Source organism: Mesorhizobium sp. M1217, assembly GCF_040318275.1.
Taxonomy (GTDB): Bacteria; Pseudomonadota; Alphaproteobacteria; order Rhizobiales; family Rhizobiaceae; genus Mesorhizobium.
Map to the genome: position 1 here is coordinate 63,363 of NZ_JAMYMA010000014.1, position 22,440 is coordinate 85,802.

A 22,440-nucleotide genomic window follows, 5' to 3' on the forward strand; every position below is an offset into this window, starting at 1 on the left:
CGGAGCGCGGCGCGGCCTCGGAGTAATGACGACGCAGACATTCTGTTTGGGTTACCGCGCAGAAAAGGAACCCGAAGATGCGTCAATCCCCCGCGAAGACCGCCTCATCGGCTGGTAGCGAGCCCCCATAGTTGACTGCGGTATGCGCCGCGCCTCTGGATTCTAAGGCATTGCTGAACTGCTTAGGTATCACAGCGCCAGGCCCGACGCGGCAAGTATGCAAATTTGGTGAAATTCTCGGAAGCGGCTCAGTTTCGAGAATCGCCAAGGCCTCATCGGATGACTGTGCCTGTCGGAGTCGCTCCCGAACTTGAGATGTCCGAAGCACCCGGCATATTTGCGAAAGGGCAGGGAGGAAGGCGGAAGTAGCAGAGCGCGGCCAGAGTACAGTGTAAATGAGATCGACTGGGTCGTCGTCGGGGCCGTCGAAATCGATAGGCTGGGCCAAGCGTGTCAGAGACGCGACAGGCGAAGAGATCATACCCAGTAGAGCGTGAGGGATCGCGACACCACGACCGATGCCCGTCGAGCCGAAATCCTCGCGGTCGAAGACACTACGGAGAACCACCTGCTCGTCAAGCCCGGCTCTTCGCGCAATTCTGATCGCGATTTTTGTCAAGGCTGATTGCTTTCCTTTAGTCGCAAGGTCAAGCGAAATGTCTTCTTCTGACAAGATGGGGCAGACCGTCAGAGTAACCTCAATGTGGATTCCAAACGCGATCGCAAATGGGGTGCAGCGCACTGCTTGGCCAGCGCAGAATTCACCGTCGGATAAGTGGGTCCTGGCTGTCCCGGACGCGAAGCCAGGGCCTTCTCGCGTCCGGGCTAATAGCCCGTTTTGAGGCGTTTCGGCTCTCGCGGGAGAAGGCAGTATTTCGGGCTTCAGGTGGGGTGGCTCTTCAGTGTTAGCGAGGCCGGCATGACCTCACATCAGGTCTTCAACCATCCGCGCACATTTCCCCAGACCTGTGCTGGTCCCTCTTGTTCTAAGGAGTCCCTGTTCAGCCGCGGCCGCCTTGAAGGCCTCGAACGCAGCTTGCTGGCTGCAATGCCCGGCGAGCGATTCCTCGACCATTCGGATCGCCTTGAGCCGCCCCGGCTTTCCCATTCTAGGCCATGGCTGCTGAAGCACCTTCATTGCGTCGGCTATGGACGCGACCACCGTCAGGTTGCGATTGAGGCAAATTGTAATTGGACTGAAGGCCCGCATTCTTGTCGCTCCCCACGATTGAACGCGGCTAAACGCGAAGACAAGGGCAGTGGTTGCATGAATGTGGATCACGGCGAATTCAAAGAAGCGCTGGCCGATGCGATTGAGGCTGAGCAGGCTCTCCTTGGGTCCGGCACTTTGCCTCGCCGGACCATCCTTCTCGTCGAACAACAGGACCCGACCGGCAAAAAGCATCTGCGCACCGTCCGACGCCGCGAACCATTTTTCGAGCTCGTCACGCCGCTTGCCCGACAGCTTCTCAAGTACACCGCGACGAATTCGGCGACTGTGAGGGAGGAGATGAAAAGGTTATGGTCGTTTCGTTCGGCTGTCCTTTAGAGCAGGGGCTCCGAGTCGGTTTGTATCGAGCAGATGTCGCATCAGATCTTGACCTGGAGATCGGCTCCGGCAGCCGGGATCGGCGCAGCGCGGCAACGATGCCATGTTCCTTCGGCGGCTCACCGACGATGGTCTGGCTGACGGCCCCGCGAAGGCGCGAAGCATCGGGGCCTTCTTCTGCCAGTCGGGCGAGCCAACTTTCTTTGGCTGGGAGGGCGGCGCACTGCTTCGGCTCGGAACTGTTGACACATGCACCAAGCTGACAGACCGGAAGCGGCGGCGTGCCCTGACGTCATGGAGACTAGCCCCGCTCCCGAAGCCCGCAGATTGTGATCTCGTTGGCTATGCAGAGCATCCAGCCGTCGTTTCCGAGCGGGCGTTCGTGTTTGGGAAGTGCATCTCGCACGCGCTCGCTAGACGACCACCGGCGGCTATAAATACCTCTCGGCGGTGGGCCGTACTGAGCCGGCGGCGGAGTTTCAGCTTTCGGCCCAACAGCGCTCTGCCGGCCTTGATGCACTCACCAGCCTCCAGCTCGCGTGTTGGTGGCCGGAAAATCGCCACTACAACCGCCATCGACTCAAAGTCGAAAGCTACACGCCTGAGGCGCTGTCATTGGCTGAGATCCGGAATAGTCGGTCAGGCTGATAGTCTTGATTGTTGCCGCCGTGCGCCGGAGCAGGGCAGCACGCTCCGCCATCGTTCATTGACGGGCTTCGTTGGCCGGGTGTAGCAGCTCGGATACGAACAGGTCTACGACCGGAATTCCAGTTCCCCCAACTCCTCCTACGTTACATTAGCAGTTGCGGAACCTTCTGCGCATTCGTCGGTTGGAATCTCGTACTCCACCGACCCCTAGCAATTGTGTTCCGCTGTTGGGTCACTTAGCCCGCCGGTTCCGGCCGGCGGGCTTTTTGTTGTCGTGGTGGAACACCCGTTTGCGACGATGGTTCGGTTAACTAGGCGGGGAGCGCGGCTTGGCTACTGAGAAAAGAGACAAGTGAGAGAGAACCGAACATCGATGCTGTACGAGCACTGATCGAGGCTGAGCGCGCAGCACGAGATGCAAAGACCGCTCGGATCGGGGAGTGCGCTTGGAGGCTGCAAGGGGCACCCCTGTGCAACCGACACCGAAGAGGAGCCGGAACGGCAAGCACGCGTGGTCGAACCGAAGCGCTGCGTGCGCTACACGACGCAGATCGATAGGGAACGGATGGTCATTTTCGTCCTGGCGAAATCGCCGCTCGAGTTCCGCGCGGCAAGTCGATCTCGTCCGTCATCATCTCCAACATGACGAGGTCGTCAATGTTGGAATGGCCGCCTTGCCGCCACACCCCTTCGGCCAGTGACTGCAGAAAAGCCATGACGCCGGCGAACGGCTAGCCAGCTCGGCCTTGTCGGGTCGAATTCCTGCTTGGGGAACGGTCTGCCGGAATTGTTCGCGCGAGGCAGCAGGATCGGAAAGAGACACATATGGCAGCAGCCCAATGGTTTGTGATTGTCGGTATCTTAACGTCAGCGCCGGGCACGCCGTTCGCGTAGGACTGTCACTACGCGGTGTTTTCAGCCTGCAATCAGTGCTCCCCTTCGCCATTCGCAAGATAGTTATGCATGTCACTTGCCGCGACCGCTGCGTGCCCGAACGCGACGGCAAGCTGGTTGATCTCGTCGACGACATCTCCAGCTGCATAGAGTCCCGGCACGGCGGTGCGCTGGTGCGAATCCACGACAAGATTGCCGGCTCGGTCACATTCTGCACCAAGGTCGGTCGCTAGCCTCGAGCGGATGATCGACCCCATCGCAGGGTAGATGGTGTCAAACGAGAGCGTCCTGCCGTCGACGAGTTCGACAACTGCCCGACGGCCCTCAGCTGAAATTGCGTCTCGGGCGCATGCGCCGAACTCGATTCCAGCCCTTTTTAGCCTAAGAACGTCATCCGGGCTGGGCTGGGCTGCATCAGCAATCAGCAAAGTTACGTCTCGAGTGAAGGTCCGCATGAACAGCGCCTTTTTCATTGCGTGTTCGGCCGGTCCGATGACGGCCACCCGTTTGTCAATGACCTCATAGCCGTCGCAGACAGGGCACAATCGCAAGGCTCCGGCTTTAATCATGTCGGCGGTGCCCGGAACGTCGGGGAGGCTGTCGACGACACCAGTGGCAATAAGCAGTGAGCGGGCATGAATGGGAGATGAAGCCTGCGCTAAAAATCCATTCTCCGCGATGCGAATGCCCACGACCGTATCGCACACCCAATCTGCGCCGTGCCGGGTGGCCTGCAGTTTGAGGCGGTGAAGCAGGTCAGGGCCGGTGATTCCGCGCGGGAAGCCCGGGCAGTTGCGCGTCAAGGGAATCCAGTTTGCCCGGCTTTGACCTGCATCGACGACAACTACCCGACGCCGAAAACGTCCAAGGTAGGTCGCGGCCACGAGGCCTGCTGGCCCGCCGCCCACAACCAGCGAGTCAAACATCCGATCGCGGCGCGCTTTGTCTCTGTCGACCATTCAGAAATCCTGACACTGCAAAACCGCACCGTGAGTGCACCGTGGACCACGTTGAAAGGAAACGCCGAACCGCCAATTTGGTTACCAAGTATTGGTTGCTGGGGCATAGCTGCATGCTTCCCACGTTGCGTTCGACCCGGCGCTCAGGAGTATGCTGGCACGAGCCTGGCTCGCGCAATGGCAACGCCATGGTGAAATGCAGGCCCTCGGGATTGTCCCTCGGGGTTGTAGTGTAATTCGATCTTTGCATTGCAATGCACGGCAACTACCTTTCCCAGCAATGTCGTTCCAAAGCCTCGCCGCTTCAGGGGCTCCACGGCGGGGCCGTTTCGCTCCTGCCGGTCGAGGTAAACAACCTGCTCAGCCGCGGAACCGCGGATCCACCATCGCACCTTGAGGCGGCCTTGAGAGCGCCGCGTGAGAGTAGCAGCAAGCGATGGTGGACTTCCCGACACCTGAGAGGGCCGATCAAGAGCGAGCTTGTGCCCCGATCGAGGCGGCCGCCGATCAGAGTGTCCACGGAATTTCCGCTTAAGGCCGGCGAGCCGTGTTCGGCTTTAGGGTGCTCGGCGGCTACCAGCCGCGCAAAGACGGTAACGACGTCCGGCTGGATGACGAAGTCGTGGTAGCCGCCGCGTATTTATGCCCCACGCATCTTGATGACCTGCAAGCGACGCCGCTCGCCACCATGAGTCGGCGTCAGTGGGGCCATCGTGAAGGAACAACAAGGCACTGGCCTCGTTAGAGCCGTACATCCATCGATAGCTTTCAACAGGAGATGAGAATGGCGACGACGCGAAGATCACAGGGCAGTTCCAAGGGCTTGGAAGACCTTTTCTACGATGGTCTGAAGGACATCTACTACGTCGAACGGAAGATTCTGACCGCCTTAAAGAAAATGGCAAAGGGCGCAGAGTCCGAAGAGCTGAAGGCCGCGTTCGAAAAGCATCGAGACGAGACAGAAGGTCAAATCGAGCGCCTGCAGCAGGTTTTCGACGCGTTTGGCAAGAGGGCTCAGGGTAAGACGTGCCCAGCGATCGATGGCATGATCGAGGAGGGGCAGGAGATTTTGGAAGAATTCGGAGACGCTCCAGCATTGGACGCAGGGCTCGTGGCTGCAGCCCAGGCGGTCGAGCATTATGAAATCGCGCGCTACGGCACTCTTGTGACGTGGGCGGGCTTGCTCGGCCTACGAGACGCAGTCCCACTTCTGGAACAGACTCTCGAAGAAGAAAAAGCCACCGATGAGGCGCTCACCCAACTCGGCGAAACTGGCGTCAACGAACGGGCAATGCAGCAGGCCGCGTGAGGTCGCGCATTGCTGGGGTGGCCAATCCGAAATTTGCATCTTCGTGAGCAGCGCAATGGGCGAATTCGGATTTGGCCATTTCCTCTGTCGCTTGCCCGTCGAGCACACGTGTTTTGGCTCTAACCGCATTGTACTACTACGCGCACCAATGTGGGCGCGCCGGTTATGCAAAAACACCAACCCCGCCGCACGCGCCTGTATCGACGCAGCAAGAAGACTCGAGGGCGAGGCCCGGTCATTCTGCCTTTCGAGCGGAGGGGCCTCCTCGACCGGCTGTTGGGAAGGAGGGCAGCATGAACCTGCTCGATATCTTCAAGCGCCGCGGCAGCGCGCCCGTGGCGCGCGAGCGCTTGCAACTGCTGTTGGCTTACGAGCGTCGAAGCCGCAACCAGCCCGATCTCGTCTCCGTGTTGCGCGAGGAGATCATGGCGGTGATCGCCCGGCAAGGCCAACACCTCGACGTGACGGCAGCCTCATCGAAATCGAAGAGGCGACCGAACCTGGCAAAGGGCGGTCGCCGAACGCAAGTACTTGCGCCATCCCTGGCCGACAGGATGCCGGTATGAACGAGGAACCGGCTCGTCGGCCCGCGGCAGATCCTTCTGGCATCGAGAGCTTTTTCATGGCTGGTTTCGAGTGTTCCTCGCATCGACGTGCCGACGGGGTGCGCCTTGATCTGATCCGTGCGACCTCACATGACACCCATGCATCCGGCGACTATCGCCACTGTGCCGAGCTTGGGCTTCGCACGATCCGCGACGGCTTGCGCTGGCACTTGATCGAAACAGCGCCGGGAGTCTTTGACTGGTCGAGCTGGATGTTGGTGATCGAAGCAGCCCAGGCGGCCGGGGTGCAGGTCATCTGGGATATCTTCCACTATGGTTCGCCAGACCACGTCGACCAAGGTGGCCCCGGCTTTGTCGAGGCCTATGTCCGTTTCGCCGCGGAAGCTGTTCGGGTTCATCGCTTAGCCACCGGAGTGGCTCCCCTGGTGTGTCCGATCAACGAAATTTCTTTCTTTGCGTGGGCGGTGGAGGTCGGCTATTTCCCGCGCGCCGGGCAGAATAAGCGCGGATGGTTCAAACGCCACCTTGTCAGGGCAGCGATCGCCGGGATCAGAGCAATGCGGGAGGCCGAACCCAGTTGCAGGTTCATCTGGGCTGAACCGCTCATCCATATTGCTCCTCGTGACCGCAGTCGCGCCGAGCGGCGGCGCGCCGAAAATGCTCGTCAGGGCCAGTTCGAGGCTTACGACATGCTGGTCGGGCGCGCTGAGCCGGAGTTGGGTGGCAGCGAGGACCTTGTCGACGTCATAGGCCTCAACTTCTATCCGCACAACCAATGGTACTTGAATGGGCCAACGATACCGATGGGACACCACGAATACCGGGCGCTTTCGGAAATGCTGGTCGAGGTCGACGAGCGCTACAAGAAGCCGATGATTATTGCCGAGACCGGCGCCGAGGGGTCGGGACGGCCGGCTTGGCTCCATTATGTTTGCGACGAAGTGCGCGATGCGATGAGCCTCGGCGCACCTATTCAGGGCATATGCCTGTACCCGGTGACGGCCTACCCCGGTTGGGACAATTCGCGCCACGCCGAAGTAGGCTTGTTCTCCACCATTCATGCGAACGGCTCGCGCACTCTTCACAAGCCGCTTGCCGACGAGTTGGAGCGCCAACGCCGATTGTTCGAGGCCTTCGACAACGAGCCAGCAGGCGCGGTATAGCCCCGCCGATAGTGCGCCGCGCTTTAACTGCATCGGCAACGCGGTAAGCCTAAATCTGTCCACCGAGAAAGATCCTGGGGTCCTTGGCCGCAGCGATGATCGCCTCGCGTGCGACTCTTGGCGACTTTTCACCGCGCATGACGGCAAGGCACGCCTCGATTGTTGCGAGTCTCGACGCTTGCAAGCCGGCTCCGGCCAATCCTTCAGCAGAACCTCGGCCGCGTCCGTTACCGAGACAACAACCCTGTCGCGATCGATCCGGCCGGTTGAACGACTATCGGCTTTGTGAAACGTCTCGTACGCACGACCCCTCCAACGGCATATTAGCTTCGGCTGATCTTTGCGCCATCTCAAATGTTAATGGTCACCGCGAATGCAGCTTAATCCCGGCGCATCGTTCACTCCGCCGCCTCGCGCTGCCTCGGCATCTGCCCGATGCCGTTTACCGGCATGCTGTTTTGAAGGCGCGCGAACGTCGCCAAAGCCTGCCCGACGACCTGATCCATATTGTAATAGCGATATGTCGCCAGACGTCCGACGAACCAGACCTGTGGGCACGCCGCTGCCAACGCTTCGTAGCTCTTGTACAACGCCTCGTTTTCGGGCCGCGGCACCGGGTAATAGGGATCTCCGATGTCCGAGGGGTATTCGTAGGTCAGGCTGGTCTTCGGACTCTTCTGTCCGGTCAGATGCTTGTACTCGGTGATGCGGGTGTAGTTTTCCGTCTGCGGATAGTTGACGACGGCGACCGGCTGAAACTCCTCGCAATCAAGCGTCGTGTGCTCAAAGCGCAGCGAACGGTAGGGCAAGCGACCAAGCTTCCAGTCGAAATACTCGTCGATCGGACCGGTATAGATCATCCGCTGGAAGGGGATCTTGTCGCGAATTTCGCGGTAGTCGGTCTGCAGCATGATCTTGATCTTGGGATTATCCAGCATGCGCTGGAACATGCGCGTATACCCGCCTGCCGGCATTTTCTGGAAAGTGTCGCCAAAGTAGCGATCATCCCGATCGGTCCGGGTTGGGACTCGCGCCGTCACCGACTTGCTCAGCTGGGAAGGGTCAACACCCCACTGCTTCCTCGTGTAGCCGCGGAAGAATTTCTCGTAGAGCTCCCTGCCCACGGTGCTCACGACGACGTCTTCGGCTGTGCGGACTTCTTCCACCGTCTCTCGCCGGGAAGCGAAGAACTCCTGCAGCTGCTCGGATGTCAGCTTAAGGCCGTAAAGGCGATTTATGGTGTCTAGGTTGATCGGTATCGGCAGCAGCTTTCCGTCGACCAGCGACAGCACGCGGTGTTCGTAAGACCGCCATTCGGTGAACTGCGACAGGTAGTCGACGATCGATTGGGCGTTGGTGTGGAATATGTGCGGCCCATAGCGGTGGATCAGGATCCCTGCCTCGTCATAACAGTCATACGCATTGCCGCCGATGTGATTTCGTCTGTCGACGATCAGGACGCTTTCTTGTCGCTGCGATGCGATGCGTTCCGCCAGCACGCTGCCGGCGAAGCCGGCGCCGACGATCAGCCAGTCGAACATGCTCACGCTCCCCTCAGCAACGGCACGACGCTCTTCATCGCGTGGGCGCGCTGGATGTGGGCCGCCATCGCATTCCAGGTCTTGTCCCAGGACATATCGGCGAGGTAGGCGTCGGCTTTCTCCACCAGGAAATCGCGAGGACGCGCCAGGATGGATCGAAGCTTGGCTTCGACATCCTCGGCGTCGACAATGTCGACAAGGCCTTCGGCGCCGTAGGTGCGCACGACGTCGACGATCGCTGTCGAAACCACCGGCAGTCCTGCCGCCAGGAATTCAGGAGTCTTTGTCGGACTGATGTAGCGTGTCGCCTCGTTGAGCTTGAAAGGCATCCAGCCGGCACTCCAATGCCGGAGGTAGCGTGGCAGGTCGGCATAGGACTTGCCGCCCAGCCAATGCAGGTTGCTTGCCGTGGGCAGCCTCGCCGGATCGATCTTGACCACAGGGCCGAGCATGACGAATTGCACGTCCGGCATTGCTGCAGCCGTCTCCGCTACCAATTCGACGTCGAGCCGCTCGTCAATGACCCCGAAATACCCCACTCTCGGGTGAGGTATGTTGGCCTGGTCGAGTGGGTCCTCACCCGGCTCTCTCGCCTGATGGAAATGTGCAACGTCGATGCTGCTTGGAAAAGCAAAGATCGAACGATGCAGGCTTCGCTTGGCCTCGTAAAGGCTCTGCCCGCCCGTGAAGACGACATCGGCACGTTGCAACAGCGCCTTTTCCAACTGCGTCAACTCTGCGGGAGCGTCTTTGAACGCGGAGAGTTCATCCATGCAGTCGTAGACGCAGACGTCACAGGCGAGATGATCGCTGAAGCGTAGCGCCATGGGCGTGTAATACCAGGTCGTCAATCGGTCATGCGGCGTGGAGGCGAGGATCTGATCGACGAACCTGCGCTGGATCGCGTTCGCCCTGGTCGCGGAAGTACCAACTGGGATCAGCGGCGTCACAATCCTGATCGTAGGTGAAACATCGTTCACCCGCGTCGAAGCGTGGCGCCTTTCGTCGAAGATCGGCTCCTCGAAATAAATTAGCTGCTGCTGTTTTGAGGCGAGCGTCAGAATCTGTTGCGGTCTTTGGAATACAAAATTCCATCGGAGGTGGGAAAAGCAAAGTAAAATTGACGACTGTACGGTGGTGTTTGGTTTTAGGGAGGTGCCCACCGCCATTTCCATATAGAAATCCTTCGTTACAATTAGAAATTGCCTCGGCTAACATACGTTAATCGAGGCAGCTTCGAATGAAATTCGCAGCCATCTATATAACTTTCATCCCAGTAAGTTGTTCCATAGTTCCAAACTGTCTCGGGCGAGGCCAGCGGTCCGCTCCATTCCGGCCATGGCTCAACAGAGAAGGTCAAGCCGAACGACCCTGCATCCGGCTGACATGATGGCCGCTCCAGAAGCTGAAGCCCCGCGCCGTGCGTGACCTCACCCAAAATGTGGCGCATTGCCACAGAACGGTTGAAATCGTTCAATCGTTCAACAACCGTTCATGGGCGGAGTTATAAATGAGGGCTGCGAATCGATTCGGCTGAGTCACGCAGACGGTCCAAATGAAAGGGGTCCGCGAAACAATCGCGGGAATGCTTGCGAATGAAGATCGACTTTGAAACCAACGTCTTTCCACTGTTTCACCCGCAGGCGGTGGATGATCTGAAGGACCCTTGTCCGGTGTTCGATGGCACGCTCTGGCACGTCTTCGGCTCCAGCGGCACCGTCACAACCGAGAGCTGGAAAATCCTCCACGCCACAGCGCCGGATCTTTATGGACCCTGGACAGAGCACGAGGCGATCGTTTTGCCGGTAACCGGATCGGGCATTGCGGCGCCCGGCGTCATTCATGAGTGCGGCGTCTTCCATATGTTCATCCAGACCGAATTCATGAAGTCCGGCGGACGTTGCGAGCACGCGGTCTCCAATGACGGCTTTCATTGGGTGGTGCTCAATCCGGCGATATTGTCGCTGCCCGACACCGATGAGGACGGCATCTACGATCCCCATCCGGCAATCGTCGACGGCAAGCGCTACATCGTCTATTCAGGCATGCCCAAATTCACCAAGGTGCCCCAGCCTGATGTCTATCTGGCGCGCAGCCAATCCGATTCCTGGTTCGGGCCATGGAAACGTCTCGGCAAAATACTCGATCATCTCGACGTGCCGCATCACAATGCGCGCGAACACCCGGATTACGAATGGGGGATCGAAGGCGCGCAGCTCGTCGAGCTCCCGGACGGTCGTGTGCTTCTTAACGCCACCTGCTTCCTCCCCGAAGGTCCGCGCGGCAGCCGGCAGCGCGTCTTCTTCGCCATCGCCGATGACGTCAAGGGTCCCTACGTTTCCGTTGGCCCCGTTCTCGACCCTGGTGAGCCCGGCGAGAATGGCCATTCGACCGTAATGATCGAAGGCCGGCAATTGACTTTGTTCTACCAGAGCAGACGCGAGACGACGAACCACCGCTGGCGATATGGCTTGGCCAAGTGCGACTTGGATCGGCACATACTTTCCAGAGTAGCCTAGAGAACGTGATCCAATCGTAGCCGCTGGGCTACCCACCTCGTCCAGGTCGCATTGCCGACGGACGCCGACAAAACCCAAGAAAGGCACAGATTAAGCTTGCTCATCACAATGGTGCTGCCAGTCGCCGTTTCGGATCAATGGTCGTCAAGCGATAACGGATGGGCTAGATGTCCCAGGCGGATGACGTAGGCAGTCGGCGAAGCCTGCGACGAGGCAGGTTGAGAGTATAAAATGGATCAAGGTAAGCTGGTCGTCAGATACTACATTTAAATTCTCTCTTCGAACTCCTCGGTGAGACCAGTCGTGCCAATCGGTTTCTCAGCGCCGGTGACAAGATAGCCGTAAGTCTGACCATTGGATGCGAGTTGGCTAGATGAAAGGAAGCAGCTGAAATTGGGTTCACTATTTTTCAAACCGGGATCGATGATATCAACCGGTTTTGATCCTGAGCAGGATGTCCTGATCGTAATTTCCAAAGCCCTTGCCGAAAATGTTGATCCCGCCAGGGCGCTTGGCGTCGTCCTTGACGCCGATACGGACGCGGATTGAATGATGGCTCTTCAGATCGAGTGCGGCGAGGCCGGTTTCGGAAATCCTGAGGCCGTCGACATAGGTGCCGTCATTGGCAATTCGCCAGTTCTTGAGCTTGCCGTATTGCGAACCCTTGAGTTTCCACCAGGACGGCGTGAAGACGCCGCGTTTGTCACCGAAATCCCCCGGCGACGTCCAGGTGCCGACATCGACGCCATTGATCGTCAGCGTGATGTCCGACGGCCAATCGGCGCTGGTGCCCGGCACTTCCGAAGACAGCTCTATCGCCACTTCGAGCTCGGTGATCTCGGCATTGGCGAGCTTGGCATTATTGGGAAACTGGTATTCGACAAAACCGCGGGTGAACCACAACAGCCCGGCTTTCATACGATCCGGATCGAGGAAAGTGTTGGGAACATCGAGCAGACCGATGATGCCGTCCGGCGAACAAAGGCCGCAGGGCGCGGTAACCTCGAAGCCGGTGTAAAGCCCGATCGGCATCGACACTTCGATCGCGTCGTTCTTGACCGCACGATATTCGCCCTTGAACACTACGAGCACTTCTTCGGCCGTCGGATAACAGATTTTCTGACTGCCCTTCTTCGCTTTCAGGTGCTCGGTGCGGATCAGCCCCGCATCCTCCAGCACCTGGATGTTGGTCGAGACGGTCGACTGCGGCAGCGACAGCACGGCGGCGATTTCGTTGACATTCATCGGCCCCTTCTCATGCAGCAGTTTCAGCATCGAGATACGCGCCGAGGAGGCAAGCCCCTTGAGCACGGCAATGCCTTCCTCAGGTTCAATCACCAGAAAATTACGACCCATGAATTTGCCAGTCTATACTTGTGGAAGAAGCTATCGCCTCGCTAATTCGTGTTCTGTAAGCTTGCGTTGGTGGGCGGGACCGTTGCAACGGCGTCGAAGGAAACGCCGAGCCGGCAATTTGGTTACATGCAAGCGGCTCCACGTTCGGTACGCATTTGAAGCCACACCGCAACAAGGATGTTTGGCTCAGGTCTAAATTGTTTGCCGCGCAGCTCGGCAAGGCACGCATCGATTGCAGCAAGCCGCGAGTCGCACCGGTAGCGTTGCGGGGGGCTAGTCATGGGTGCGCCGCAATGCTTCATCGTTCGCTCCCGCCGTGGCGACCACTGTATGGATCATGGCAAGGACGGCTTGGGACGCGCTGTGGTGCACCATGTGACCGGAATTCTGCACGATATGAATCAGCGAACCTGGCACATCAGCATGAAGGCGGTGGGCCTGCCCCTTCGCATCGAGCAGGCGGTCACCATCGCCGGCTAGGATTCCGGCAGGCACCGATACCTCTTTATAGCTGGAGCGAAGCAGCGCCGACGGAACAAGTAAGCCCGATTCCGCTGAGGTGGACCGCAATTGCGAGGGACGGCTTGCAAGTTCCTTCATAGCCGAAGCGGAGACGGTCGACACTGCAGCCGGCCCAAATATCTTCGGCACTGCCAGCGGCCAAGTCAGCCTGACAAGGAGTGGCATAAATGTGTGACACAATGCGCTTCCAATGCGGCCGGGCTTTCGGCCCGCTTGTTGGTCTCGCGGATCGAAATGATGATCGAATACTGATTTGACGCGATGGTTGACCTCGCGCATCAGCATGCGAATACGATGCCCGGTTTCCCTCGGCGACGTGATGTCCCGGGCAATCTTCGATGATCTGCCTGGTTGCATTGCCCACAGGCGATTTCCGCTGTCGTGAACATACGATGTAGGCGAGTCGATATGGCTCGACCATCGCGTCAGCGCACGTCTGTAAAGGCCGGGCAGGGCCGGGCCAAGATAGATAAGCTATCGTGATGCTCAGGTAGCTGGTTCAGTTGGCCGGTGGTCATCTGCGTGATCGCATTCACGCTATCGTTCTCGGCCCGCATGAAGTCCAGCTGACTGGCGACTTGTTCCTCGAGGCCTATACGCGGCGCATGAAAATGCAGTGTCCAGCTTTGGCGATGGCGAGGGCGCTGGATTGTTGATATTGTACGCACGGAACAGGCGCGCAAATGACATCTGATTCAGAGAAGCCCGCGGCGGTCGAGCAGTTGCTGGATACACCTGAGCTTGCAACCGCACTGGAAAGCGAACAGTTCAAAAAATTCCTTGACCAGGTGCCGATCGCCATAGCCGTTTCCGACCTTGCCGCTGAGGAGCGTGTGGTCTACGCCAATCCCGAATTCGAGAAGCTCTCAGGCCTGATGGCCGCCAGGCTCACCCGGGAAAACTGGGCAGCCCTTTTGGGCAAAGGCCTCCACGAGCAGAAGGACCGGCCGCTTGCCGAGGCCGTGGTCGAGGGAACCGATTTAGTCGGCACCTACAGGCTGGAGCGCAACGAGGACAAGCCGGCGATCGTCGACGTTTATTCCAACGTGATCGAGGACGACAACGGCAAGATGTGCTTCCGGCTGGTGGCGCTGGTCGACGTATCGGCCCATGGCGAGGCGGGAGATGAGCGCTCGGTGGAGGAGCGTGTCAGCGAGAAAGACACGCTGCTACGCGAACTGCAGCACCGGGTAAAGAACAACCTGCAGATGATCACTGCACTGATCCGGCTGGAAAGCCGCAACGCAACCGAGGCCGACCGGAGACGGTTTGAGCGGCTCGCCGGTCGCGTCGACGCTCTGGCGATCCTCTACCAGACGCTAACGGCCGACGAGCCGAAGGAGGAGGTCGATCTTGGCGTCTATCTCAGCCAGATCGCGTCCGCGGTGATGAGTTCGCATGCAGTCGAGGGGATCCGCCTGGATATGAAGGTCGATACATATCCCGTGTCAATAAACGTCGCCATGCCGGCGGGACTGGTCGTGAACGAATTGCTGACCAATTCACTAAAGCATGCGTTCCGGGGACGCGACGGCGGCACGATAACGCTGCACAGCATCGTCAATGGCGACGGCTGCCGGGTTATAGTGGCGGACGACGGAATCGGCCTGCCGGAAGGCGAGACGTGGCCCAAGCCAGGCAAGCTCGGAGCGCTGATCGCGCGCTCGCTGACCGAGAACGCCAAGGCGCAGTTCGCAGTCGACTCTAGCGCTAGCAAAGGGACGAAGGTGACCATCATCTTCAAACGATCGGCGGCAGCAAGCTGAAAAATTGCCGTCGAACATACTGCACTGGGTTGCGTTCATATCGCGGCCTTGAACAGTGTGCTTGCAAATAGGCCCGAGGTCTTCGAGACGGCTTCCATCACGCGGTCCAAATTTCCCGGTCGAAGGGCCGCATTATTATTGGCGGGGAAGCAGGGACGACGTGTGGGGGCGGTGCGCTCGCTTGGGTTAGCGCATAAGGCCCGCTGTCCGAAGGGCGTGCTCGATGAGGTTCTTCACGCCCGGCTGGCCCGATGCGTTAGTACGCGGGGACTGGAGGGTGGCGGTTGACTCCGAGGACGCCGTCTTCGCCTTTTCCATAGCTGGTATCTCCAAACGGGATGGCACGTGCTGGCGAGCAGGCAACTCTGGCCTCGATGTCGTGGAGACACCCTTCTCCGTTACCAAGATGCCCCAGAACCGCGCGATCTCCTGAGTGGAAGAGATGCCGACATCAAGCATAAAGGGTCCCGGAGCGCCGAGGCCGTTGCCGAGCGGTGTACCGTGGCCCATCCCAGCGATCATGTTGACCTCGATCAAGACTTCTCCCGCGCCATCACGCCAAACTTGCTTTGCGTGCTGGCCGGCAGCCTAAAGATGCGTTAGCGCTTTTGCCCGATGGACCTCCCGCCAGTGGCTCGTGAGCGCTTCGGCGTTGGAAGGCGAAACCGTCTGGTCGGCGGTGCCGTGGCAAACTGAGATCTTCGGCCACGGTCCTCGATGATGCGACGCGCCGCGGAGTTCGTTGCAGATCCTGTTCCGACGGGCCGCCATGTCCACGCATTCTATCGAACGCGTCCGGTGTGTCGTTGCGCTGCCGTAGGGCAGGCCGGCAATATCGCACAGCCTTCCAAATACTTCCGGATATGTCGCCAGCATGGCCGCTGCCATTGCGCCTCCAGCCGAAAAGCCCGTGGTCGATACCGTGGGTGACGACCATCGTCTTGATCTGGCGGATCGAAAGCGCCTCGCCCGAACCGCGCTTGGCGTCGTCAGGCTGGAACCATTTGAAACAGAGGTTTGGATTGTTGCCGCGTTGCTGCTCGTGAAAGAGCAGGGCGAACCCGGTTTCGTCCGAAAGTCGCGACCATCCGGAGTGACGGTTGTACGCTGCCGCAGTCTGGGTGCAGCCATGCAGCATGACGACGAGCGGAGCGCCTTTGGGCAGTTCATCGGGAAGATAAAACGTGGCCCCCAACGCGCCGGGTTTGGTACCGAACTCGGCCAGCGTCTGCAGATGGTTCGACCCGCTACGTTTGGGAGTATGTGACGCATATCGCGCTTACAACGCGGCGATACTTGCGACGTATCGGATTTTTTTCGCAATCGAGCCGCCTCCGGTTGTGATGCCCGAATGGACCTCGATCCGCGCAACGCATACGCAGCAATATCGCTGCCGCATTGCACAATAGCAAGGTAGGTGGGGAGACAAAGTCCGGCCGAGCCCTGGAGCTGGGCTTGGAGGAAACCTGATGGTGGGCAGACCGCTTCCTTGTCGCGGTGCCGCTTGCCGCCCTGCGCTGCCGCTGCGATGGCGATGTATTCTGGGCGTAGCAGTTCAACAGACGCTTTGTCGGCCGACGCGCTTGCCGCAACCGCCCCGCCAAGACAAACCAAGTGATGGGCGGACGGTGGCGCACTCCGGAGGTCTACGGGAACATGACACGACAGTGACCGGCGAGCTTCGCAAGGCGTGCCTCCGTTGCCGCATGCTTCACTTAACGCGGAGCACCCGACTTCTGCCCCATCTCCCGGCCGCCTTCTCAGATCGTGTGGGGCTGGAGATCTCGATGAACGGGATGCGGTCCATGACGGATACTCCCCGCTCCGATGCTACACCGAAACTCGATCCAGAACAGCTGCAGCTGCGGGCCTCGCCTCGCCGCGCTGTGCGCTTCAAGCGCAGCATTATTGTCGCCATTGCAGCTGTTGCTTCCGGCACCGTTCTAGCTAGGCGTCACCATGATGGCGCTGCAGGGACCGGCGCTGCGCATCAAAGAGCAGGCTGACGAGCTTTACAACACTGAGCGGAAGCCAACCACGGAGGCAATTGAAAGGCTGTCTAAGGACTATTCCGGGATCAAGCCCAAGCCCCCGATGCTTGGACCACCGCTGCCCCGCGACCTCGGCCGCCCCACTCGCTACTGACGGCGCGCTCGCGAGCGGCTTCGTAACCGCCGAGCTACACCACCTGATGGGACACGACCGACGAGCCTTCCCAAGGCCGGTAACTTGCGGCTGGCGGGCTGTCCAACTGGGTGCGTCCGAGCAATTGGATTCCCCGGTGTAGAGTACTGGATCTCGCCTTGGCCGGCTGCATTCCTGGCTGCGTCCCCTACGATACATTGTCGAGCAGCGTCGACTTATCCAAGCCTTGTGTCGGCTCAGGCGGCCATTCACCATTCGGCGTGATCTCGTTGACTGTCTCGGGTAGATCCCGCGCAATCCTTCTGATTAGCTCGTCGCGCGAAAGACCCGTGTGCATCAAAATGGACGTGAGTGTACCTTCGTCCATTGCCGCTTCGACCTCCCTTGGCTCGATCGGTTGGTTTGGCCCGCTGCCAACCCACGAGTCGACCTTCGATCCTGCCCCCACCTCCCTGAACCGGTCGAGGATCTCACCAAGGTCAGCCCTCGACACGCCATTCGTTATCTGAGCCAGAATTCTGCGTTGCGGGTCGTTTGGGTTAAGATACCCCGCTCCCGGAATCAATTCACAGAGCTTGTCGCGATTTTGGTATGCCAGAACGCCAAGCATGGCGATCGCCAATCTTCCCAGATTTGCCATTTGGTCTCCTCCACGGTTGAGCGAATCGAAGCCAAGTCTCGGCGGATGCCGACGCGTGTGGGCTCGAACAACTTCTTGCCGGTCGGCTCGCCGGCGGAGAGGGCGCGTCCTCGGGTACTCTTTTCCATCTGACGTCTTCTCCTGACGCAGAACTTCGGGGCGCTTGGCCGCTGTCGCCTGCGCCGATCGAACGCCCTAACCCGGCGCCTTCCGGGTTTGTTCCGCTTGTCAGAGTTTGTCGGCGACGGTAGGGGGCACGACCCGACGGGTAACTCTACCGGCTCGAGAAATAGCGTCTGCCCAACTTGACCATACTTCAGAACGGCGGCGGCTCGGTTAGCCTCAGCTACCTTGGACTGCCGCCGGCTCGCGCACAAATTTCAATTTCGGCGGGACGGCGAACACCCTGAACCGCTCAGCCAGGCTGTCAAGAGCGTGACGCATGCCCACTCCCGCAGCAGCCGCACCGTGTCCACTGATGACCATCTGCGGGTTCAGGGCAGCCAGGTGCTTCACGGATCTTTCCGCCGCATCCCAGTCCGGCGTGAAGTAGCGCGGCGGACCGTGCATCTCAAGATCCTGAACGGCGACCTCATAGACTGACTCCTGACCGGTGGTGATGAAAGCGTCCCCTACGATCAGCGAACGGTCCTTCTCGCGCCAGAGCGAGATATGCCCAGGCGCGTGCCCGGGTGTGTGTAACCATCGCCATCCGGGCATTCCGGGGATCGATCCGTCGGCAGGTAAGAGTTCCAAACGGTTGCCAAGATCAATTGGCCCGCGTGGAAAAAGCGGCGACAGCAGCGCCATCAGTCCACCCCCGACCCAGGGATCGGGTGGCGGATAGGATGCGGTTCCGTCCAAATAGGGGTGCTCGAGTGGATGCGCGAAGACAGGCACGTCCCATTTATTTGCGAGGTCTAGAACCGTTCCCACATGGTCGAAATGGCCGTGGGTCAGGATGATCGCGGCCGGCCGTGCGTTCGTGCCAAACCGCCTTTCCGCGACCGCAAGAATGCTGCTGCGGGACGTCGGCAACCCGGTATCGATCAGCACCCAGTTCCGATCTCCGCTGCCCGGTGCGCCGAAGAACACGACATTGACGATTGCTAGCCGCAAATAGCCCAAGTCCGGTGCGATGCTCCAAGCGCCGTCGCCACGATCCTCGCGCCTGGCGTGGTCGATCTCGGAAAGTCGAATCTGAACGGTCATGTGATCCCGTGCCTCTCTTGTTGCTGAGCAGCCGCTCGAGTCGATCGGCGGTGGTACATCGCCCCGAACTTGGCACGGCCCCCCTTGTTCCTCATTCGCCCCCAGCTCCGGACAGTCCACCACAGGAACAAGGCTCGACCAATCGGTTCGGCATTACCCGGCCACGCAAGGACGAGCTGGACTGAGCAACGAAGATGGCGCGCGCCCGATTGGATGCGGTATTTCGCCAACGCGGTTCCCGGTCCTAACAAGGCGGCCGAGTTCGAAGCCGACTGCTGAAAGGAGACTTCGAATGAGCGAAGTGGGGCGCAGGGACGAGCACCAGGTGGAGGCTCCGGTTCTGGAGGCTCCGGTTCCGCAAGCTTCGCGCTTCGCCAGTTTTTCATGGCAGGCTTTGAGTGCTCCTCGCACCGGCGCAAGGACGGGGTTCGCCTCGATCTTATTCGTGCGACCTCGCATAATTTGCATGCCCTGGGCGCCTACCGCGGCTGCGCCGAACTCGGCCTTCGCACCATCCGCGACGGACCGTGGCGACACCGTCTCGATCAAAGCGGCACTACGCGAAGCTCGGGAGACTGCGCCTTATTTGGTGGCCTCCGACGAAGAACTAACCGAGGCAATCGTCGAGGCAGCAACTGCCTTGGGCCTCTGCGTGGCTTTTGACGGTCGCGAGTAGCTGTCAGCCAACTTCAGCCGCTGTGGCATCGCAACGGAAGCGCGCCGTCCTGCGCATTCAATAGTCAGAGGTAATCCGTAATTACCTTCGCAACCTGCTATATCTGCCTGTAGAACGGGAACTGCGGGCTGAGCAAAGGTATTTGCTGGAGGAACTTGATAAGGTCGACAAAGAGTGACCGCATGGCTCTCCACTGGTTCAACCCTCCGGTCCCCGTCAAGACCGAGCGTCCCGGGATCATCCGCAATGTCAACAACGCCGAGGCAGCCGGCGAGGAGCTGATGAAGTGGACCAAGCGTGGTCCTTGGTGGGACCTCGCGGTGCGCGTTTGCATGGCCGTAATTTTTCGACGAGATGGAACCTGAGGAGGCCCGCAAGGCATTCCTAGCTGCTGCAAAAGAGGAGGGGACATTGCTCCCCCCAATGACAACTAGCTAAATTGGATGCGGTATAAGGTTCTAGGTGTCTCTGACCAACACCGCCTTCGCGAAAGGAGCCCGCCGCCAGCAAGGGGAGGCGACGGACCCCGCCACAGCGGCTGCACATCCGAGAAGGACCACTGCAACCTCTAAACCCGCGAGGGCCTACATCGTTCCCTTGGCTGCGGCTACAACTGGGTTGGTCAGCGGGCTCTTGTCGCTCTAAGTTCCCCCTCATGGCTCCCCTCTCGTTCAACCCTCCGGTCTACGTGAAAACGAAACGTCCGGGCATTCGCAATGGGGTCAGCCACGTCGAGGGAGCCGCCGAGGAACTCATGGCGTGGGACACAAAGAGTCCGAAGTGGACCAAGGCGGTCCAATCCTGCGTGGACGCGTTCGAGGACAGAGTCTTCCCCCAAGAGGTCGTCAGCCTTTGAGGCGGCTGCCAAGGAGGCCAACGTGTATCGTTTTTTGCCGACTGTGCTATGAAGGCAGGTGCGGTGGCGGACCGGAGACCGGAGCATCTTTGGGTGATCGAGGCCGTGGGAGAGCAAGGGTCTTCGTCCGCCGTTCCATCGAACCCGAACAGTCGCCTGGGCCGCAAGCGAAGCCCGATTAGGCAAGGATGGGACAGGATGGAAATCATTGTTGGCATCGACGTTTCCAAGGATCGGCTCGACGTGCATGTTTTGCCGTCCGGCGAGGCGTTCTCGGTGGAGAATGACCACGCCGGGGTGGAGGATCTGGTTCGGCGGCTGGCAGCCCTTTCGCCGGCCGTTGTCGGATTGGAGCCGACAGGCAGCTTCGAGAGACGGGCGGTCGCCGCCTTGGCAGGCGCCGGCCTGGCGATTGTTGTGGTCAATCCGGCGCAGGTGCGCGCCTATGCCAATGCACTCGGCAAGCGGGCCAAGACCGACCCGATCGATGCTGCCGTCATTGCCGCTTTCATCGCTGCGACCAGGCCGCAATTGCGGCCATTGCGCGACGCCGAAACCGAGGCCCTGGCCGAGCTCGTCGCCCGCCGGCGTCAGATCGTGCAGATGATTGTGGCGGAGGACAACCGTGCTCGCACGGTCATCGCGAAACAGGCGCAAAAGAGCATCCACCGGCTGCTCGTCGCGCTTCGGCCTGAGCTGGCAAGCCTCGATGCGGGCATGGACGATCATATCCGCAAGTCCCCAGTCTGGCGGGTCAACGAAAAGCTGCTTTCCTCCGTGCCGGGTGTCGGTCCTGTCGTTGCCCGCAGCCTGATCGCCGAAATGCCGGAACTGGGCAGCCTCGACCGCCGGTTCACCCCCGCAGCCGCAAATGTCAAAGGGGGCGGAACCGTGACTTACGGGCTCTACAAGGACATTGCCCGAACTCAGCCTTGGGGTGATGCGTCGATGGCTGGCAGCATGGTGACGGGAACTGGCACCGGACACCCCAGCCTTGACCGTTTATGGCCGGGTGCCTCCGCAGGCCATGCCGTCGGCCGGTGTTTACACCGACACTGTCGTCGTCACAGTCACTTACTGAGTGGGACACGATGCGGCCCGGGGAGCGATGTTTACTTGGGCAGCCTGGCTAAAGCAACAATGGACGCGAACGCCAATCCGACAGCAATGAGCATTTTATGAGAACCTAGCCGACCGAGCAGCTTCATTGGCTAACCGGTCGACCTCCTCGTTCAATGGATCGCCATTGTGGCCACGCACCCGTTCCCAGGTGATATCGCGGCCGGCAACGAGGACTTCTAGTTCCTCCCACAGGCTACGGTTTAGAACTGGCTTGCGTTGAGCCTTGCGCCAGCCCTTGGCTCTGCAACTCAAAACTCATGGTGTCTCCCTGGTATTTGACGAATCCCAGAGACACGAAACAACGCCGGTGACCACGACGACGGCTCCCGGCAGGTCGGCCATTCGTCAACCCTATCGGGATAGTTCCGGGCGGGAGTTGACGTCCTCACCCTCTTCGGGATGGACGCCTACCCTGTGTTCGTAGACAAGCGTCCCGCCTTTCCAGCCGGTATAAAGGAGCAGCAGAACGACAATCGTCGACAGCGCCAGGCCCCAGGGCAAGGCGCCCTCGGCGGCACCGGCGCTTAGGCGCAGGATGAAGCTGGCCAGCGCCAGCACCACGGCCACGACGTTGCCGACCATATGGTGCCACGCGGCATTGATGGACCGCACCCTTGAATTTCCAAGAAAATCGGCAAAGCCGGCCAGCGCCGCGGCAGCGCTCATCAACAGGGCAAAGCCGAGCAGCCAGAAGGATGCTTCGGCCCAGAATGCATTGCCGGTCGACCAGAACACTAAATCCGACAGGAATACCGACACGAGCAATGCGATCGGGAAAGGGATCAGCATGGGGTGAATCGGATGGCTGCCGATCTTTGCGGTGGTTGCAACGCCCAGCAGATGATTTGCGCGATCGTCAGCCATGCCCAACAACGTTGAAGGCGGCCCGGGGGTTCCAGGCGAACAGCAGCAATCAGTCGCTATCGAAAGTTGTTCTCAGCGGCGCGATGCGCAGGATGAAAACCTTCGACTTAAATATTCCGAGCCGCGCAGCCGA

The 22,440-nt window shown here is 59.8% G+C and carries 20 protein-coding genes and 3 pseudogenes; 8 read left to right on the forward strand and 15 right to left on the reverse strand.

What is annotated here, in order from left to right:
- Positions 1-82 precede the first annotated feature (82 nt).
- The 4 genes and pseudogenes from NKH37_RS22760 to NKH37_RS22775 all read right to left on the reverse strand — a co-directional run bounded on the left by NKH37_RS22760 (position 83) and on the right by NKH37_RS22775 (position 4,050).
- Positions 83-742 (reverse strand): PTS sugar transporter subunit IIA, encoded by a 660-nt coding sequence (locus tag NKH37_RS22760; RefSeq protein WP_353041389.1) that lies wholly within the window; start codon positions 740-742, stop codon positions 83-85.
- A gap of 183 nt (positions 743-925) precedes the next feature.
- Positions 926-1,210, reverse strand: coding sequence for a DUF982 domain-containing protein (locus NKH37_RS22765; RefSeq protein WP_353041502.1), 285 nt, complete (start codon positions 1,208-1,210; stop codon positions 926-928).
- A 150-nt stretch (positions 1,211-1,360) separates the two neighbouring features.
- Positions 1,361-1,527: pseudogene (locus NKH37_RS22770) on the reverse strand (PIN domain-containing protein); the annotation flags it as partial.
- Between the two features lie 1,596 nt (positions 1,528-3,123).
- Entirely contained in the window at positions 3,124-4,050 is a 927-nt protein-coding gene (locus tag NKH37_RS22775; protein WP_023717091.1) for an NAD(P)/FAD-dependent oxidoreductase, read from the reverse strand.
- Between the two features lie 784 nt (positions 4,051-4,834).
- On the opposite strand from NKH37_RS22775, the gene NKH37_RS22780 reads away from it, so the two are divergent.
- From NKH37_RS22780 to NKH37_RS22790, 3 genes are all read left to right on the forward strand, one after another.
- Positions 4,835-5,359 (forward strand): YciE/YciF ferroxidase family protein, encoded by a 525-nt coding sequence (locus NKH37_RS22780; protein WP_352494317.1) that lies wholly within the window; start codon positions 4,835-4,837, stop codon positions 5,357-5,359.
- A 293-nt stretch (positions 5,360-5,652) separates the two neighbouring features.
- Positions 5,653-5,925, forward strand: coding sequence for a cell division topological specificity factor MinE (gene minE / locus NKH37_RS22785; RefSeq protein WP_353041391.1), 273 nt, complete (start codon positions 5,653-5,655; stop codon positions 5,923-5,925).
- Positions 5,922-7,088 (forward strand): beta-glucosidase, encoded by a 1,167-nt coding sequence (locus NKH37_RS22790; protein WP_023717094.1) that lies wholly within the window; start codon positions 5,922-5,924, stop codon positions 7,086-7,088. Before minE ends, NKH37_RS22790 begins: the two co-directional genes overlap by 4 nt.
- 49 nt (positions 7,089-7,137) lie before the next feature.
- Here NKH37_RS22790 and NKH37_RS22795 read toward each other — a convergent pair whose 3' ends face one another.
- The 3 genes from NKH37_RS22795 to NKH37_RS22805 form a co-directional block, all read right to left on the reverse strand.
- Positions 7,138-7,227 (reverse strand): hypothetical protein, encoded by a 90-nt coding sequence (locus NKH37_RS22795; RefSeq protein ID WP_352494395.1) that lies wholly within the window; start codon positions 7,225-7,227, stop codon positions 7,138-7,140.
- 259 nt (positions 7,228-7,486) lie between these two features.
- Complete coding sequence (glf, locus tag NKH37_RS22800; protein WP_023717096.1) at positions 7,487-8,629, reverse strand: UDP-galactopyranose mutase; 1,143 nt, start codon at positions 8,627-8,629, stop codon at positions 7,487-7,489.
- A gap of 2 nt (positions 8,630-8,631) precedes the next feature.
- The gene (locus tag NKH37_RS22805) at positions 8,632-9,804 is read right to left on the reverse strand and encodes a glycosyltransferase family protein (protein ID WP_352814156.1); all 1,173 of its coding nucleotides are present in this window, start codon (positions 9,802-9,804) and stop codon (positions 8,632-8,634) included.
- Between the two features lie 420 nt (positions 9,805-10,224).
- Between NKH37_RS22805 and NKH37_RS22810 the strand changes: the two genes are divergently transcribed.
- A complete protein-coding gene (locus tag NKH37_RS22810; RefSeq protein WP_352589214.1) occupies positions 10,225-11,148 on the forward strand; it encodes a glycoside hydrolase family protein in 924 nt (307 codons plus the stop codon).
- Positions 11,149-11,577: 429 nt separating this feature from the next.
- Here the strand turns inward: NKH37_RS22810 and NKH37_RS22815 are convergent, their stop codons facing one another.
- Both NKH37_RS22815 and NKH37_RS22820 read right to left on the reverse strand, forming a co-directional pair.
- The gene (locus NKH37_RS22815) at positions 11,578-12,504 is read right to left on the reverse strand and encodes an ArsR/SmtB family transcription factor (protein ID WP_352589216.1); all 927 of its coding nucleotides are present in this window, start codon (positions 12,502-12,504) and stop codon (positions 11,578-11,580) included.
- Positions 12,505-12,777: 273 nt separating this feature from the next.
- The gene (locus tag NKH37_RS22820; protein ID WP_023723255.1) at positions 12,778-13,311 is read right to left on the reverse strand and encodes an alpha/beta fold hydrolase; all 534 of its coding nucleotides are present in this window, start codon (positions 13,309-13,311) and stop codon (positions 12,778-12,780) included.
- A gap of 398 nt (positions 13,312-13,709) precedes the next feature.
- On the opposite strand from NKH37_RS22820, the gene NKH37_RS22825 reads away from it, so the two are divergent.
- Positions 13,710-14,792, forward strand: a complete 1,083-nt coding sequence (locus NKH37_RS22825; protein WP_352484681.1) for a sensor histidine kinase — start codon at positions 13,710-13,712, stop codon at positions 14,790-14,792.
- Positions 14,793-14,978: 186 nt separating this feature from the next.
- Here the strand turns inward: NKH37_RS22825 and NKH37_RS22830 are convergent, their stop codons facing one another.
- Both NKH37_RS22830 and NKH37_RS22835 read right to left on the reverse strand, forming a co-directional pair.
- Positions 14,979-15,329, reverse strand: coding sequence for a hypothetical protein (locus tag NKH37_RS22830; protein ID WP_023722557.1), 351 nt, complete (start codon positions 15,327-15,329; stop codon positions 14,979-14,981).
- A gap of 16 nt (positions 15,330-15,345) precedes the next feature.
- Complete coding sequence (locus NKH37_RS22835; protein ID WP_502905997.1) at positions 15,346-15,930, reverse strand: PHB depolymerase family esterase; 585 nt, start codon at positions 15,928-15,930, stop codon at positions 15,346-15,348.
- An 821-nt stretch (positions 15,931-16,751) separates the two neighbouring features.
- Here NKH37_RS22835 and NKH37_RS22840 point away from each other — a divergent pair.
- On the forward strand, positions 16,752-16,937 hold the full coding sequence (locus NKH37_RS22840; RefSeq protein ID WP_352494310.1) for a hypothetical protein: 186 nt from the start codon (positions 16,752-16,754) through the stop codon (positions 16,935-16,937).
- A 187-nt stretch (positions 16,938-17,124) separates the two neighbouring features.
- Here NKH37_RS22840 and NKH37_RS22845 read toward each other — a convergent pair whose 3' ends face one another.
- Complete coding sequence (locus NKH37_RS22845; RefSeq protein ID WP_353041394.1) at positions 17,125-17,577, reverse strand: YidB family protein; 453 nt, start codon at positions 17,575-17,577, stop codon at positions 17,125-17,127.
- A gap of 342 nt (positions 17,578-17,919) precedes the next feature.
- Positions 17,920-18,789: an MBL fold metallo-hydrolase gene (locus NKH37_RS22850; protein WP_352589225.1), complete on the reverse strand. Its 870-nt coding sequence runs from the start codon at positions 18,787-18,789 to the stop codon at positions 17,920-17,922.
- A gap of 1,730 nt (positions 18,790-20,519) precedes the next feature.
- Here NKH37_RS22850 and NKH37_RS22855 point away from each other — a divergent pair.
- Positions 20,520-21,173 (forward strand): annotated as a pseudogene (locus tag NKH37_RS22855) (IS110 family transposase); the annotation flags it as partial.
- A gap of 24 nt (positions 21,174-21,197) precedes the next feature.
- Positions 21,198-21,402: pseudogene (locus NKH37_RS34065) on the forward strand (spore coat protein U domain-containing protein); the annotation flags it as partial.
- Between the two features lie 95 nt (positions 21,403-21,497).
- On the opposite strand, the gene NKH37_RS22865 reads toward NKH37_RS34065, so the two are convergent.
- On the reverse strand, positions 21,498-21,695 hold the full coding sequence (locus tag NKH37_RS22865; RefSeq protein WP_352589231.1) for an RNase H family protein: 198 nt from the start codon (positions 21,693-21,695) through the stop codon (positions 21,498-21,500).
- Positions 21,696-21,794: 99 nt separating this feature from the next.
- A complete protein-coding gene (locus NKH37_RS22870; RefSeq protein ID WP_023722565.1) occupies positions 21,795-22,307 on the reverse strand; it encodes a DUF2231 domain-containing protein in 513 nt (170 codons plus the stop codon).
- Between the last annotated feature and the right edge of the window lie 133 nt (positions 22,308-22,440).